Below are 12,835 nucleotides of genomic sequence, written 5' to 3'. Positions count from 1 at the left end.
CTACTTCGACAGGTAGAGAGTCTTCCACGTGCCCGCGTACAGGCAGTTGAGCGACGGCTTGGCGGCCTTGCGCTCGGCGCACACCTTGAGCTCGACCTGGTAGACGTCCCGGTAGGTGAAGGAGAACTGCTTCGGGGTCCTGTAGGAGCAGTCGCGGGCCCAGTGGCTACGGTTCGGCAGGTCGTTCCCGGACCGGTACGTGATGCGGAAGACGGCCCAGCCGCACGTCGCGCCGCGGGTGTTGTCCTGCACCTTGCCCGAGACGCGCACGGTGTCGGCGGTCGGGAGGTCGGCGTGGTCCTCGCCGGTGGCCGTCAGGGTTCCCGCGGCCTTGGCCGCCTGTCCGGGAGCGTAGTGGGGACCCCACGGCGCGCTCGCCGTGGCATGAGCGGGGGCGGTGAGGGCGAGGGTGGCGGTGGCCGCCAGGGTCAGGCCGGCAAGGGTACGGGTGATCGCCATGAGTGACCGTCCTTCTCAGGTGGGATGGCCACACTGTGCGCCCGGCCGATTTCAGCCGGCTTGCCGGACGGCTTCTTCCACTTTCAAGTTGATTGCCTGACAGCGGGAGGCGTCAACCTCGGCGGTGCCCGGGGCTGCGGGACCTACGGCTCCTGCCCGGCCACGACGGCCAGCAGCACGTCGGCGTGGCAGTCCTGGTCGGGCCTGCACCAGCAGGCGAGGTCCCGGCCCGCCAGCTCCTCGCGGGCCCGTTCGACGAGCTCCGGATGTTCGCGCAGGTGCACGCGGTACAGCTCGATCACCTCGGCCCGCTCGTGGACCCGCCCGCCGCACGTCCGGCAGCCCTTCCCGCCGACGCTGTGCGGGCTGTTGTACGGGCTCGCCTTCAGCCCGGGCGCCGCCCTGCCCACGTACGTCGCCCCCTCGGGCACGTGCCCGTGGTACCTGTCGCCCTCGACCTTGACCCGGTGTGCCACCGTGGCCTCCTAGTAGATCGCTCCCAGCCGCCGTACCGCCTGATAGTACGAGCGGGCGAGCCGGTCACAGGCGGTCCTGCGGATCTCGGCGTACGTGGCGCACACCCTGCCCATGTCGAACAGGAAGGCCTGGTCGACGCGATCCCGGTGGGCCGGGAAGAGGCTCATCGCCTTGTAGTTGCGGTAGCCGAAGTCGTGCCGCATGCAGGGCAGGCTGAAGTCGAAGCCGAGCGGCTTGTCGGGGCTGCCGGAGCACAGGTCGGTGGACCAGTCGAAGGCGTAGGGGGCCCAGGAGGACCGGTCCTGCCAGGCGTCGCGCCAGGCGGCGGCGCTGCGGGCGGTGGGCTGGGTGAGCGCCGAGAGTGCGGTGAGTTTCTGCTGCAGCGTCACGGTCGGGGCCGGGAACGCGGCGATCAGGGCGAGGGCGGCGAGCGATGATCCAACCATGAGAGCCTGCTCCGTCGTGCCAGGAAGCTGTCATGGGTAGCTTCGCCTGACCGCCCCGGCGTCCGGGCGGGATGATGGGCAGTGCCGGTTCAAGATTTAGTAGATGCGGTACTTCTTGCCGCAGTTGTCGAACTTGCCGGCCCAGCAGGTGAACGTGTAGACCTTCTTGATCCCCTTGCCGCCCCAGGTTCCGACGACCTTGCCGTCCCAGGCCTTGTTGAACTTGTGCCAGGAGCCGTTCTGGTAGTACTCGAACCACACCCAGGCCTTCTTGCCGCCGGCCCTGTCCACGCCGTACCACTTCGTGAACACCTTGCCGCCCGACTTCCACGTCTTGCCGAAGGTGTAGGCCTTGCCGTCGCTGGAGAAGAACTTGCCCCACTTGACGAGGGTGACGGTGCTCGCGGAAGCGGTGGTGGCGCTCTGCGTGGCCGCCTGCGCGGCGGCGGGGCTCAGGGCCAGGCCGGTGACGGCCATCGAACCGGCCAGGGCGGCGATCGTGAGGGTCTTACGCATGATCGGGGTCCTCTTTCTGGAGTGTTCGGTGCTGCCGGGCTCGTCCCGACAGCAGGAACACTACGGAGACCCCAAGGGATCATCTGTGGAGGAATCCACACACCAGCCGTGATCAGCACCACACCGGTTCACGTCATCCGGAAGGCCGCCTCACGCGTACGCGCATCCTGATGTCGTCCTCGGCCCACAGCACGAAGCGTTCCACCGGCGCCACGGGATGATCCTCGACCGGTTCGAAGCGGAGCCTCCTGAGCAGCACCGCCAGCACCAGCTCCGCCTCCACCATGGCCAGGCTCGCGCCCTCGCAACTGCGCGGCCCCAGCCCGAAGGGGATGTAGGCGTACCGGTGACGGCGCGCCGACGCCTCGGGGGTGAACCGGTCCGGGACGAACGCGTGCGGGTCAGGCCAGTGGTCGGGGTTCAGGTGGACGGCCCAGAAGGGGTAGAAGATCGCGGTGCCCGCCGGGATGCGGTGGCCGCCGAGGGTGAGGTCCTCGGTGGTCTCGCGGGCGCCGTACGGGCCCGGCGGGTAGAGGCGCATCGACTCCTTGAGCGCCATCTCCAGGTACGGCAGGCGCTTGAGGTCGGCGTAGGACGGGGCGGGCCGCTCGCCCAGGACGTCGTCCAGCTCCGCGGCCACCCGCGCCGCGGCCTCCGGGTGGCGGGCCAGGAGGTGGAGGGTCCAGGAGACGGCCACGCCGGTGGTGTGGTGGGCGGCCAGCATGATCATGAGGACGGTGTCGCGGATGCGGGCCGGCGTCATGCCGGCCTTGACCAGGGCGGCCACCAGGTCGCTGCCACCGGCGGCCAGCACGCCGTCCACGACCCCGCGCAGGTACGCCAGCGCCTGCTCGGCCCGCGGCAGGTCGTCGTCGCTCTCGTGGAGGCGGCCCAGGTAGACGGTCAGCACGGTCTCGAACGCGCTCACCACGCGGGCGGGGTCGTCGATGTCGCCGCCGAGGGCGTACTGGCAGATCATGCGCAGGGACAGCGCGCTCAGGTCCTGCTGCAACGCCACCTCGCCCAGGCCCGCCCAGCGGTCGGCTAGCTCGGTGGCCAGGGCGGTGAAGGCGGGGAAGTGAGCCTCGTGGGAGCGGCGGCCGGCCAGGACCGACAGCAGGGCGCGGCGGAACGGGGCGTGTTCGCCGGCGGGGAGGGTCTGGAGGTTGCCCGCCTCGCACAGCGGGGCCAGGAACTCGAAGAGCTTGTCCGGGCGGGCGTTGACCGTGGCCGTGGCCTCCAGGAGCACGGGGTCGGCCACCGAGACGGCCGACGGGGCGCCGGGGAGCTGAAAACGCACCAGCGGGCCGTACCGGTCGTGCAGGTCGAGCTGGTAGGCGTGCAGGCCGCCCGCGGCCGTGATGGCGCCCAGCCCGCTGTCTGACTGGGCGGGAGGTCCGGGGATATCGCGCACGCCGCCACGGTCTCCCGATCGCGTTCGCTTGGCAAGCCTCCCGGCTGTTCTGCCAAGATCACCGCATGGCGGGATCAGGCCTGACGCTGGTGGCCGTGCTGCTGTTCCTCAGCGGGACGCAGGCTGCTGGTGGGCGTGCCCCGGACGTTCGAGAACGACGCCGCCCAGGTCGCCTGGCGGCAGCGCTCCTCGCCGTAGACGCTCGCGTATGGAGGTGAGATCGTCCACCATGGACCGTCTCACCGGTCCAGCGTCACCATATGACCATGCTTGTACTGGCTCTGATCACCCTCGTGCTGCACGGCGCCCTCACCGGCCTGTTCTACTCCTTCTCCATGTCCGTCATGCCGGGGCTGAACGCCATCGACCCCGCCCAGGCGGAGGCGGCGATGCGGAGCATCAACCGGAAGATCCTGAACGGCTGGCTCTTCATCGCCTTCATCGGCTCGCCGCCGGCCGCCCTGGTGGCCGGGTTCCTCGCGGACGGCATGGCCGCCACGTGGTTCTTCGCCGCCGCGGGGGTCAACTTCGCCGGCTCGTTCCTGGTCACCGTGGCGATCAACGTGCCGATGAACAACGCGCTGGACGCCGGGACCATGTCGTTCAAGGCCTACTCGCCCCGGTGGACCGCCTTCAACACGCTGCGCACGGTGGCGTGCGCGGCGAGCCTCGTCCTGGTCGGGCTCGGGCTGACCGCCCTGTGATCAGGGCTCCGTCACGCGGCGCCGCCGGTCTGGAAGGATCGGATTCGAGTACGACCTTGCACGACCTACCGTGCACGGCTGATGGGAAAGGCATCTCGAAATGGCTCCGAACATCGCGACCGCGCGCCGCGTCGACCTGCCCGAACTGCTCGACTTCCTGCGCCCCCGGCACCACGGCCTGCTGTCCACCACGCGTGCGGACGGGCGTCCCCAGCTCTCGCCCGTCTCCTGCGGCGTCGACGAGAGCGGCAGGATCGTGGTCTCCACCTATCCCGACCGGGCCAAGGCGGTCAACGCCCGCCGTGACGACCGCGTGTCGATCTGCGTGCTGTCCGACGATTGGAACGGGCCGTACGTGCAGGTCGACGGCAGGGGTGAGGTGCTGGACATGCCGGAGGCGCTGGAGCCGCTCGTCGAGTACTACCGGTGCATCGCGGGCGAGCACCCCGACTGGGACGAGTACCGCGAGGCCATGCGGCGCCAGGACAAGTCGCTGATCCGCATCCACATCGACCGCTGGGGCCCCATCGCGACGGGCGGCTTCCCCGCGCGCCTGGCCGCCGGGGGGTGACGCGGGCTCACACCATGGTCAGGTAGGCGGCCAGCTCCTCGGCCGAGGAGGTGGCGATCCCGACGTACCCGTCCGGCCTGATCAGCGTGTGCCGCGCGCCCGCGTACGGCCGCGCCGGGACGTACGCGCGCACCTCGGGGCCGCCGGGGACGCGGGGCGCGGGGTCCGGCGACAGCAGCGTGAAGTGCGGCCCCCGCAGCAGGTCGAACATGCGCGCCCGCCGGTCGGCGGGTGCACGTGCGCGGCGTCGCCCGCCAGGAGGACGCGGCCGGAGCGGTAGCGGTCGGCGAGCCGGATGTTGACCCGGTAGAGGGAGGACCACAGCAGCTCGGTCAGCCGCACGCCGCGCAGCATCGACCGCTCCGCGAACGTCCGCTGGTACCAGGCCAGCGTCCGCTCGGGCTCGACGCCCGGCCGCAGCGAGGCGAGCAGTTGGAAGGTGTCGGTGCCGGCCATCGGGTACAGCGCCACCATGCCCCTGCCCGGACGTACCCAGACGTGGATGTGCTCCCTGCCGAGCCCCTCGGCCCGCACGTCGGCCAGCGCGCTGCGCTGCTCCTCGCGGGTCTCGCCGGTGAAGCCGATGCCGAGCGCCTTGCGTACGGTGCTCCTGCCGCCGTCCGCGGCCACCAGGTAGCGCGCCCGAACGCGCTCCCCGGAGCCCAGCCTGGCGGTCACCCCCCGCGCGTCCTGCTCGAACCCGGCCAGCGCGACGCCCTGCTCCACCTCCCCGCCCAGCTCCGCCAGCCGCCCCCGCAGCACCGCCTCGGTGCGCCACTGCGGGTGCATGACCACCGTCGGGTACGGCACCGCGTCCGTGGGGGCGGCGCGCTCGTGCATGCGTGCCTGCCAGACGGGCACCTTGCCGATCCTGACCCGCAGCGGCGGGTACGGCGCGGACGCGGCCAGGATCGGCGCGACCACGCCGAGATCGTCGAAGACCTCCTGCGTGCGGGGCTGGAGGCCCTTGCCCTTGGAGCCCCCGGCGGGCTCGGGCGCCTGGTCGACGATGCGGCAGGCGACGCCGCGCCTGGCCAGGTCCACGGCGAGGGTGAGGCCGGTCGGGCCGGCGCCCGCGATGAGCACGTCCGTGTTGTTCATGGCCTGACCGTGCCAGGCGGCTCTGCCGGATCGCTGTCAGCCGCTGCCGGGCGCTGGCAGCCATCGTCGATCGCCGCCAGCCGCCGCCAGCCGCCGCCGGGCGCTGCCGGTCGCCGTCAGTCGCTGATGGGCGCTGCCATCCCTTCGGCGCCCCAGTCCCACAGCGCCTGGAGCACGGGCCCGAGGCGATGGCCCTGCGGGGTCAGCCGGTAGGAGGTGCGGGGCGGCCAGCCGGGCCGGCGGTCGCGGACGAGCACGCCGCTCCGCGCGAGCTGCGCCAGCCGGTCCGACAGCACCTTGTCCGACAACGCGGGCAGCGCCTGGGCGAGCTCGGTGAACGTGCGCTCGCCCAGCAGCAGCTCGCGTACCACCAGCGTCGTCCACCGGCCGCGCAGCGCGGCGAGGGCGATCTCCACCGGGCAGGACGGCGTGGGCTCGGCGACGGCCGCCCGGGGGTCGTCCGGCAGCCCCGGCCGCCGGATCACGTCACCAACCGTTTGGTGAGTCACTGAGCAGTCTCCTAGCGTTGCCGCGTCTCGAATCCTGGATCCGTTCTACCGGGGAGTGGTGGATGATGCGTGAACTTGCCAGGCGGCCCGAGGACGTGCCCGCGGTGTTCGCCGAGCGCTTCAACAGCGGTGATCCCGCGGCGGTGGCCGAGGTGTACGAGGGCGGGGCGGTGTTCGTGCCCGAGCCGGGCGTCCCGCTGACCGGTGCCGAGGCGCACAGCGCCAACGCCGCGTTCATGGCGCTCGGGGTCCCGATCGCCGTACGGCCCCGGCACGTCTACGCGACCGGCGACCTCGCGCTCCTGATCGTGGACTGGACGATCGAGGGCACGAGCCGCGCGGGCGAGCGGGTGCGCATCGAGGGCACGGCCACCGACGTCGCCCGGCGCGGCGCGGACGGCCACTGGCGGTACACGATCGACAACCCCTTCGGCGTCGCGCTCCCGAGCAGCGGCGGCGCGGCCTGATCCCGGCGGGTGAGGGTGCTGGAATTGTCGGTGCGGCTGGCCATGATGGGTCCATGACCGAGACGCCCCCCTTCACCGCGCTGCCCGACGACACGGCCTACGCCGAGGCCGTGCAGCTCGCCGTCGACTCCGCCGCGGCCTACTACGCCGACGGCACCTCGACGCTCGACGACGACGCCTACGACCGGCTGGTCCGCGGCATCCAGGCGTACGAGGAGGAGCATCCCGAGTCGGTGCTGCCGTCGTCGCCGACCGGGAAGGTGGCCGGTGGGGCGGTGGTGGGCGACGTGCCGCACACGGTGCCCATGCTGAGCCTGGACAACGTGTTCGGCGCCGAGCAGCTCGCCGACTGGGCGGCGGGGCTGGAGCGCAGGCTCGGGCGGCCGGTCACGGCGTGGAGCGTGGAGCCCAAGCTCGACGGGCTGGCGATCTCGGCCCGCTACCGGCACGGCCGCCTGGCCCAGCTCGTCACCCGGGGCGACGGCAGCGCGGGCGAGGACGTCTCGCACGCCATCGGCACCGTCGTCGGCCTGCCCGACCGGCTCGCCGACGCCGTGACGGTGGAGCTGCGCGGCGAGGTCATGATGACGGCCTCCCAGTTCGAGGAGGCGTGCGCCAAGCGCAAGGCGCACGACGGCACCACGTTCGCCAACCCGCGCAGCGCCGCCGCGGGCACGCTGCGCGCCCAGGACCGGCCGTACGTGTGCGAGCTGACGTTCTTCGGCTACGGCGCCCTCCCGGCGCCCGGCGACGAGTCCGACCTGGCCGCGGGCCTGCGCGAGTGGCCGCACAGCCAGATCATGGAGTGGGTGGCCGCGCAGGGCGTGCAGACCACGGCCGCCACGCCGGTGGCCGGGGTCGTGGCCGAGAAGCTCGATCAGGTGCAGGCCAGGGTCGGGGAGATCGCGGCGGCGCGGGCCGAGCTGCCGTTCGGCATCGACGGCATCGTGATCAAGTGCGATCTGGCGGCCGACCAGGCCGAAGCCGGGTTCAGCTCGCGGGCGCCGCGCTGGGCGGTGGCGTACAAGCTGCCCGCCACGGAGAAGATCACCAAGCTGCTGGGCGTGGAGTGGAACACCGGCCGCACCGGCGTCATCGCGCCCCGCGCCGTGCTGGAGCCGGTCGAGCTCGACGGCAGCATCGTCACCTACGCCACCCTGCACAACGTCGCCGACATCGCCAGGCGCGGCCTGATGCTGGGCGACAGCGTGACCGTCTACAAGGCGGGCGACGTGATCCCCCGGGTCGAGGCGCCCGTGGTGCACCTGCGCACCGGCGAGGAGCGGCCCATCCCCATCCCCGAGGTCTGCCCGTCGTGCGGCGACGCGATCGACAGCTCCCAGGAACGGTGGCGGTGCGTACGCGGCCGGAGCTGCCGGGCGATCGCCTCCATCACCTACGCGGTCGGCCGTGACACCCTCGACATCGAGGGCCTGGCGGAGAACCGCATCAAGCAGTTCCTCGACACCGGCCTCATCGCCGACTTCGCCGACCTGTTCTTCCTGACCCGCGAGCAACTGCTGGGCCTGGAGCGGATGGGCGAGACCAGCACCGACAACCTCCTCGCCGCCATCGAGCAGGCCAAGACGCGCCCGCTCAGCAGGGTGTTCGCGGCGCTCGGCGTGCGCGGCACCGGCCGCTCGATGAGCCGCCGCATCGCCCGCCACTTCGCCACGATGGACAACATCCGCGCGGCCGACGCCGAGGCGATCCAGCAGGTGGAGGGCATCGGGCCGGAGAAGGCGCCGGTCGTGGTGGTCGAGCTGGCCGAGCTCGCCCCGCTGATCGACAAGCTGGTACGCGCCGGGGTGAACATGACGGAGCCCGGCGCCACCCCGCCGAGCGACGAGCCGAAGGCCGCGGCTGTGGAGCTGCCCCTCGCCTCGATGTCGGTGGTCGTGACCGGCACGATGACGGGCCCGCTGGCGACGCTGTCGCGCAACGAGATGAACGAGCTGATCGAACGGGCCGGCGGCAAGTCCTCCTCCAGCGTCTCCGCCAAGACGTCGATGCTGGTGGCCGGCGAGAAGGCGGGCTCGAAGCGGGCCAAGGCCGAGACGCTGGGGGTTCGGATCGTGAGCCCGGAGGAGTTCGCCGATCAGGTGAGCGCGTTCATCTGAGCCTGTTAGCGCGTGGGGGTGGCGCGGCGGCGGAGCCAGCCGGCGGCGCGATGCGCCACGGGGCCCAGCACGCTGACCTCCTTGGTGGCCTTCTTCAGCGCCTGGACGGCGTGCTGCGACTCCGCCGTGACCTTCTTCAGCTCGGCCGTCGTGCGCCGCAGCTCCGTGGCGAGCCGGTCCAGCTCGCTCCGGGGCTGCGCGGGCTTCGGCTTCTTGCGCTGGTTGACGCGGACGAGGTTCCGCTCGCCCAGCACGTCCGTCGTGTGCCACAGGTCGGGGCGGGTGGCGAGCCATTCGAGCAGCCGCTCCTGCACGGGCGCCGGGTCGCCCCACATCCCGTACAGCTTCTGGCTGCTGACGCAGATCGGCTCCAGTCCGAGACCGGCGACCGCTTCCCAGACGGCCAGCGCGACGCCCGGCGTGTGTTCGCTGCGGTAGTCGTCGAAGGCGACGACCCCGCCCTGGCCGAGCGCGGTCCGTGCCGCCAGGACGTCACCCTTGACGTGCGTGTACAGGTGCGAGGCGTCCACGTGGACGAACCGGCAGGTGCCGGCCCGCACATGGTCGAGGATGCTCGAGGTCGGCCCGTGCACGATCTCGGGCAGCGTGTCGTGGACGCTCAGGTAGTTCTGCTCGAACCGGTGGCGGGTGAGGGCGGAGTACGACCGGGTGGTCTCGGCGTCGTTGTCGGCGTCGGGGGCGTCCGCCTCGAAGAGGTCGCAGACGGTGAACGTCTCCCCCCGGCGTACGTGGCCGCCGATCAGGACGGCGCTCTTACCCAGGTACGTCCCCATTTCGAGGACGTCGCCGGAGGCGTCCTCGTTCGACAGGAACCACTCGAACAGGCGTTGGTCGGCCGGCCAGAACCAGCCGGGGATGCGCTCCAGTGCGGCGGTGAGATCCGGTGCTGACATGCCCGGACGCTAACAGCCCGGTTTTCCGGCGAAGAAGAGGGTTTGCCGCATGGCCATCCGGAGGTCGCCGAAAGTTCGGCCGGCCGGATCCGGCCCGCGGGGACCCACCTCGATCTCCTGTCCCAGCGATATCCGCAGAGCCGGGTGAACGAGTCTGGTCGCCGCAATCCCCTGGCACCCGAATTCTGTCGGTGCCGCCGTTCATACTCGCCATCAGCACCACCTGAAGGAGGAAATGATGGCGAGGCGATCCGGGCGCCGCAGGAAACGATCCAAGTCGAGCGGCAAGGCGCAGTTGTTGCTGATCTGCCTGGTGGGCGCCATCATCGCAGCCACCCTCGCGGCCAGATTCGCCGTGGAGAATCCGGGGATTGCCATGAGCGTCCTCGCGCTTCTGATCGCGGCCTTCGGCGGCGCTCTTTTCCTGCGATATCGGGTCATCCAGGCCAACCGACGGCAATTCCTCGCCGCCAACACGGAATTGGCGAAGGTCGATCTCATGTCCGGGCCCCAATTCGAGCATCTCGTCGCCGAACGCATGATCGCCGAGGGGTTCCGCCGCGTGCGCGAGCGGGGCGGCAGCGGTGACGGCGGCGTCGACATCACCGCCGTCGCGCCCGGCGGCGGCCCGTACGCGGTGCAGTGCAAGCGTTACAGCCGCACCGTCGGCGCCCCGGAGGTCCGCAACTTCCTGGGGGCGCTGGCCAACACCTTCGACGGCTACACCGGCGTCCTCATCACCTCCGGCCGCCTCACCCGCCAGGCCCGCGAGGAGGCCCTCAACGCCCGCCGGCCCCTCCTGCTCGTCGAGCGCGACCGCCTCGCCGACTGGCTGACCGGCCGGGTCGCCCTGACGCCGCAGCGGGTGCCGTGACCTGATCGACTTCCGGGCGGCCGCACCGTTAGGGTTGGGCGCTTCGTTCCCTCACCCCCGACGAACCGCCCGAGGAACCGCCCGTGCTCCGCCACCGTCCCGGCCTGCTCGTCGTCGCCGTCCTGGCGATCCTGGTCGCCGCGTCCGGCGTCGTCGCCCTGACGACCGGCGATGCCCGGCTCTCCATACTGCTCGTCTACGCCTGGTTCCCCGGGCAGCCGGACGAGGTGGACGCGGACCTCCTCGTGATGCTGGTCCTGGTCGGGCTGGTACGCGTCTGGGGGTTGTGGCAGATCCTGCCGAAGCGGCGCGACGGCGGGCGGCGGGCGACCCGGGAGGAGCGGCTGCTGCGGATCGCGCTGTACGTGTGGCTGGTGTGCGAGCTCGTCGACCGCCTGCCCCTCGGGTCCGACCTGCCCGAGGACCTCGCGCAGGTCGCCGCGACGGTGCTGTTCTTCCGGGTGATGCGCACGGTGCCCCTGGCGTTGCGGCTGGTGGCGCTCGTCGCAGGGCTGCTCATGCCGGTGCGCAGGCTCGCCGTCGTGGCGCTCGGGACGGCCGGGGCCGACGGCCAGGCTCTCTACGACGTCCTGCCCGCGAGCGGGGTGCCGTGGGTGGTGTGGCTGGTGCTGACTCTGGTGGCGCAGGCGAAGGACGGCCGCTGGCGGCGGGGCACGTTGTGGGCGGGAGCGGTGGTCGCGGCGGGACCGGTGCTCGAACCCCAGTTCTTCTTCCCCTTCAGCCGGTCCTACGTGTGGTTCGAGGGCATCGGGCTGGTCCTCGACGTGATCACGGTGGTGTGGCTCGGCCGGTCCGCGCGCGAGGCCGCCAACGAGCCCAAGGCCCTGTCCGGCAGCACGCCCAGGTGTGCGCTGCGGTGGTGGCCGGCGCAAGGGGCGGCGGTGGTGGTGCCGCTGGTGCCGGCCGTGGTCAACTGCGTGAACGGGGTTTTCGCCTGGATCGGGCAGCGCGGGGCGATCTCGTCCTGGTTCTCCGGGAACGGGTGGTTCCTGCGGCAGCTCTGGCTCCCGCTCGACCTCCTCATCGGCATCGGCGGCGCGTCGGGGCTGGTGCTGGCGGCCGTGCTGCTGCGGACGCGGCGGCTCGTGCTCGGCACGATCGCGACGCTGCTGCTGGCGGCGGTGGCGGGCGTGGTGAGCGGGCTGACGACGTCGGACGAGGGAACGCGGGCGGTCCAGGCCTTCGAGGCCGCGCTCTTCGACGAGTTGCCGGCGAGCCTGCCCGGCGTCTCCCCGCTCTGGTACAGCGCCGCCTTCACGCTCTCCGCCCTGCTCCTCACGCTCGCGTACGCCACCCCGCCGGCCAGGCGCAGCCCGTACCGGGTGGTCGCGGCGAGCCTGGCCACCGGCGCGCTGCTCGCCCTGGTGCCCGCGTCGGACCAGGAGCCGGACCGGACCAGCACCTACGGCGAGTGCGAGGCCGAGCTGAGCCGGCGGTCCTCCATCGCGATGACCGGCGAGCGCGAGTTCGTGTGCGGGGTGCGGTACAGCACCGCCCCGCTGTTCGGCGAGGACATGCCGGACCGGCGGGTGATCGCGTACGGGCACCGCATGTGCGGCGTCTACACGCGCGGCGACACCCGGGACAGGACCCGGTTCCGGCAGGCGTACGGGATCGACCCGCTCGAACACGCCGGGCTCCTGGCGAGCATCTGCCCGAAGGCCGAAGCGGACGTGGAGCAGGCGGCGGCCGAGGAGGAGGCCGAGATGCTGGCGTGGGAGGCCGAGCAGCAGGCCATGTGCGACCGCGCGCCGCGCCACCGGCCGCTGATCGAGCCGGTGCGGGCCACCAGGGAGAAGGAGCCGGACTGGCCTGAGGTCGGGCTGGAGGCGTACGAGGACGCGGACGTGCCGGAGTCCGACCTGTACGGGCAGGACGTCGACCTGGTGGCCACCGCGCCCGGTCACCTGCTCATCGAGGTCGACACCACCTACCGCGTCTGCGTCACCACCGAGACCTACGACCGCCGTCCCCCGGTCGAGACCAGGGGCTGGCAGCACGTCGTCGAGGTCGGGTACGAGAGCCCGACGGGCAGCATCGTGCTCGCCGACAACCTCGCCGGCGTCACGCTGCCGGACCTCGCCCTGCGCGGCAGGAAGGGGCACTACCGCATCCGCGTCCACCACGACCCGCCCGACTGGGACAGGAAGGTGGGGCAGCGGCTGCTCGTCATGGCCTGGCCGGGACGCGGCGACGGCCGCGTGGTGCACCGGGCGCCTCAGCGCTGAGAGCCGGTCCATCG

General features: G+C 72.0%; 15 protein-coding genes. 6 read left to right on the top strand and 9 right to left on the bottom strand.

Going from position 1 to position 12,835, the window contains the following annotated elements; genetic code table 11:
- From ACBJ32_RS47010 to ACBJ32_RS46990, 5 genes are all read right to left on the bottom strand, one after another.
- Nucleotides 1-459 (bottom strand): hypothetical protein, encoded by a 459-nt coding sequence (locus ACBJ32_RS47010; RefSeq protein ID WP_375132395.1) that lies wholly within the window; start codon nt 457-459, stop codon nt 1-3.
- A 143-nt stretch (nt 460-602) separates the two neighbouring features.
- Nucleotides 603-935 (bottom strand): DUF4326 domain-containing protein, encoded by a 333-nt coding sequence (locus tag ACBJ32_RS47005; RefSeq protein WP_375132394.1) that lies wholly within the window; start codon nt 933-935, stop codon nt 603-605.
- A 9-nt stretch (nt 936-944) separates the two neighbouring features.
- Nucleotides 945-1,382: a phospholipase gene (locus ACBJ32_RS47000; protein WP_375132393.1), complete on the bottom strand. Its 438-nt coding sequence runs from the start codon at nt 1,380-1,382 to the stop codon at nt 945-947.
- 96 nt (nt 1,383-1,478) lie between these two features.
- Nucleotides 1,479-1,898 (bottom strand): hypothetical protein, encoded by a 420-nt coding sequence (locus ACBJ32_RS46995; RefSeq protein ID WP_375132392.1) that lies wholly within the window; start codon nt 1,896-1,898, stop codon nt 1,479-1,481.
- A 133-nt stretch (nt 1,899-2,031) separates the two neighbouring features.
- A complete protein-coding gene (locus ACBJ32_RS46990; RefSeq protein ID WP_375132391.1) occupies nt 2,032-3,312 on the bottom strand; it encodes a cytochrome P450 in 1,281 nt (426 codons plus the stop codon).
- Nucleotides 3,313-3,578: 266 nt separating this feature from the next.
- Here ACBJ32_RS46990 and ACBJ32_RS46985 point away from each other — a divergent pair, with 266 nt between their 5' ends.
- Both ACBJ32_RS46985 and ACBJ32_RS46980 read left to right on the top strand, forming a co-directional pair.
- Nucleotides 3,579-4,016, top strand: coding sequence for a DUF1772 domain-containing protein (locus ACBJ32_RS46985; RefSeq protein ID WP_375132390.1), 438 nt, complete (start codon nt 3,579-3,581; stop codon nt 4,014-4,016).
- Nucleotides 4,017-4,116: 100 nt separating this feature from the next.
- Nucleotides 4,117-4,587, top strand: a complete 471-nt coding sequence (locus ACBJ32_RS46980; RefSeq protein ID WP_375132389.1) for a PPOX class F420-dependent oxidoreductase — start codon at nt 4,117-4,119, stop codon at nt 4,585-4,587.
- A gap of 7 nt (nt 4,588-4,594) precedes the next feature.
- Here ACBJ32_RS46980 and ACBJ32_RS46975 read toward each other — a convergent pair whose 3' ends face one another.
- The 3 genes from ACBJ32_RS46975 to ACBJ32_RS46965 all read right to left on the bottom strand — a co-directional run bounded on the left by ACBJ32_RS46975 (nt 4,595) and on the right by ACBJ32_RS46965 (nt 6,197).
- Nucleotides 4,595-4,720 (bottom strand): hypothetical protein, encoded by a 126-nt coding sequence (locus ACBJ32_RS46975; RefSeq protein WP_375132388.1) that lies wholly within the window; start codon nt 4,718-4,720, stop codon nt 4,595-4,597.
- Nucleotides 4,669-5,688 (bottom strand): FAD-dependent monooxygenase, encoded by a 1,020-nt coding sequence (locus tag ACBJ32_RS46970; RefSeq protein WP_375132387.1) that lies wholly within the window; start codon nt 5,686-5,688, stop codon nt 4,669-4,671. The genes ACBJ32_RS46975 and ACBJ32_RS46970 overlap by 52 nt, the downstream gene beginning before the upstream one ends.
- 116 nt (nt 5,689-5,804) lie before the next feature.
- The gene (locus tag ACBJ32_RS46965; protein ID WP_375132386.1) at nt 5,805-6,197 is read right to left on the bottom strand and encodes a winged helix-turn-helix transcriptional regulator; all 393 of its coding nucleotides are present in this window, start codon (nt 6,195-6,197) and stop codon (nt 5,805-5,807) included.
- A 62-nt stretch (nt 6,198-6,259) separates the two neighbouring features.
- Here ACBJ32_RS46965 and ACBJ32_RS46960 point away from each other — a divergent pair, with 62 nt between their 5' ends.
- Both ACBJ32_RS46960 and ligA read left to right on the top strand, forming a co-directional pair.
- On the top strand, nt 6,260-6,664 hold the full coding sequence (locus ACBJ32_RS46960; RefSeq protein ID WP_375132385.1) for a YybH family protein: 405 nt from the start codon (nt 6,260-6,262) through the stop codon (nt 6,662-6,664).
- Between the two features lie 53 nt (nt 6,665-6,717).
- Complete coding sequence (ligA, locus tag ACBJ32_RS46955; protein ID WP_375132384.1) at nt 6,718-8,784, top strand: NAD-dependent DNA ligase LigA; 2,067 nt, start codon at nt 6,718-6,720, stop codon at nt 8,782-8,784.
- A gap of 5 nt (nt 8,785-8,789) precedes the next feature.
- Here the strand turns inward: ligA and ACBJ32_RS46950 are convergent, their stop codons facing one another.
- Entirely contained in the window at nt 8,790-9,698 is a 909-nt protein-coding gene (locus tag ACBJ32_RS46950) for a class I SAM-dependent methyltransferase (protein ID WP_375132383.1), read from the bottom strand.
- Between the two features lie 298 nt (nt 9,699-9,996).
- Between ACBJ32_RS46950 and ACBJ32_RS46945 the strand changes: the two genes are divergently transcribed.
- Together ACBJ32_RS46945 and ACBJ32_RS46940 are read left to right on the top strand one after the other, a co-directional pair.
- Nucleotides 9,997-10,572 carry a restriction endonuclease gene (locus ACBJ32_RS46945; RefSeq protein ID WP_375132382.1) on the top strand — a complete coding sequence of 192 codons (576 nt, stop codon included), beginning with the start codon at nt 9,997-9,999 and terminating at the stop codon, nt 10,570-10,572.
- An 83-nt stretch (nt 10,573-10,655) separates the two neighbouring features.
- Complete coding sequence (locus ACBJ32_RS46940) at nt 10,656-12,821, top strand: hypothetical protein (protein WP_375132381.1); 2,166 nt, start codon at nt 10,656-10,658, stop codon at nt 12,819-12,821.
- The last annotated feature ends 14 nt before the right edge of the window (nt 12,822-12,835 follow it).

It is taken from the genome of Nonomuraea sp. GTA35, from assembly GCF_041950525.1.
In the GTDB taxonomy this organism is placed as follows: domain Bacteria; phylum Actinomycetota; class Actinomycetes; order Streptosporangiales; family Streptosporangiaceae; genus Nonomuraea.
The sequence above is the reverse complement of the archived record's forward strand: the minus strand, read 5'-3'. Positions and strand labels throughout refer to the sequence as shown.

Coding starts and splice junctions, on each gene's coding strand:
- ACBJ32_RS47010 (WP_375132395.1), bottom strand. CDS start 459: ATGGCGATCACCCGTACCCTTGCCGGCCTGACCCTGGCGGCCACCGCC.
- ACBJ32_RS47000 (WP_375132393.1), bottom strand. CDS start 1,382: ATGGTTGGATCATCGCTCGCCGCCCTCGCCCTGATCGCCGCGTTCCCG.
- ACBJ32_RS46995 (WP_375132392.1), bottom strand. CDS start 1,898: ATGCGTAAGACCCTCACGATCGCCGCCCTGGCCGGTTCGATGGCCGTC.
- ACBJ32_RS46985 (WP_375132390.1), top strand. CDS start 3,579: ATGCTTGTACTGGCTCTGATCACCCTCGTGCTGCACGGCGCCCTCACC.
- ACBJ32_RS46980 (WP_375132389.1), top strand. CDS start 4,117: ATGGCTCCGAACATCGCGACCGCGCGCCGCGTCGACCTGCCCGAACTG.
- ACBJ32_RS46970 (WP_375132387.1), bottom strand. CDS start 5,688: ATGAACAACACGGACGTGCTCATCGCGGGCGCCGGCCCGACCGGCCTC.
- ACBJ32_RS46960 (WP_375132385.1), top strand. CDS start 6,260: ATGATGCGTGAACTTGCCAGGCGGCCCGAGGACGTGCCCGCGGTGTTC.
- ligA (WP_375132384.1), top strand. CDS start 6,718: ATGACCGAGACGCCCCCCTTCACCGCGCTGCCCGACGACACGGCCTAC.
- ACBJ32_RS46950 (WP_375132383.1), bottom strand. CDS start 9,698: ATGTCAGCACCGGATCTCACCGCCGCACTGGAGCGCATCCCCGGCTGG.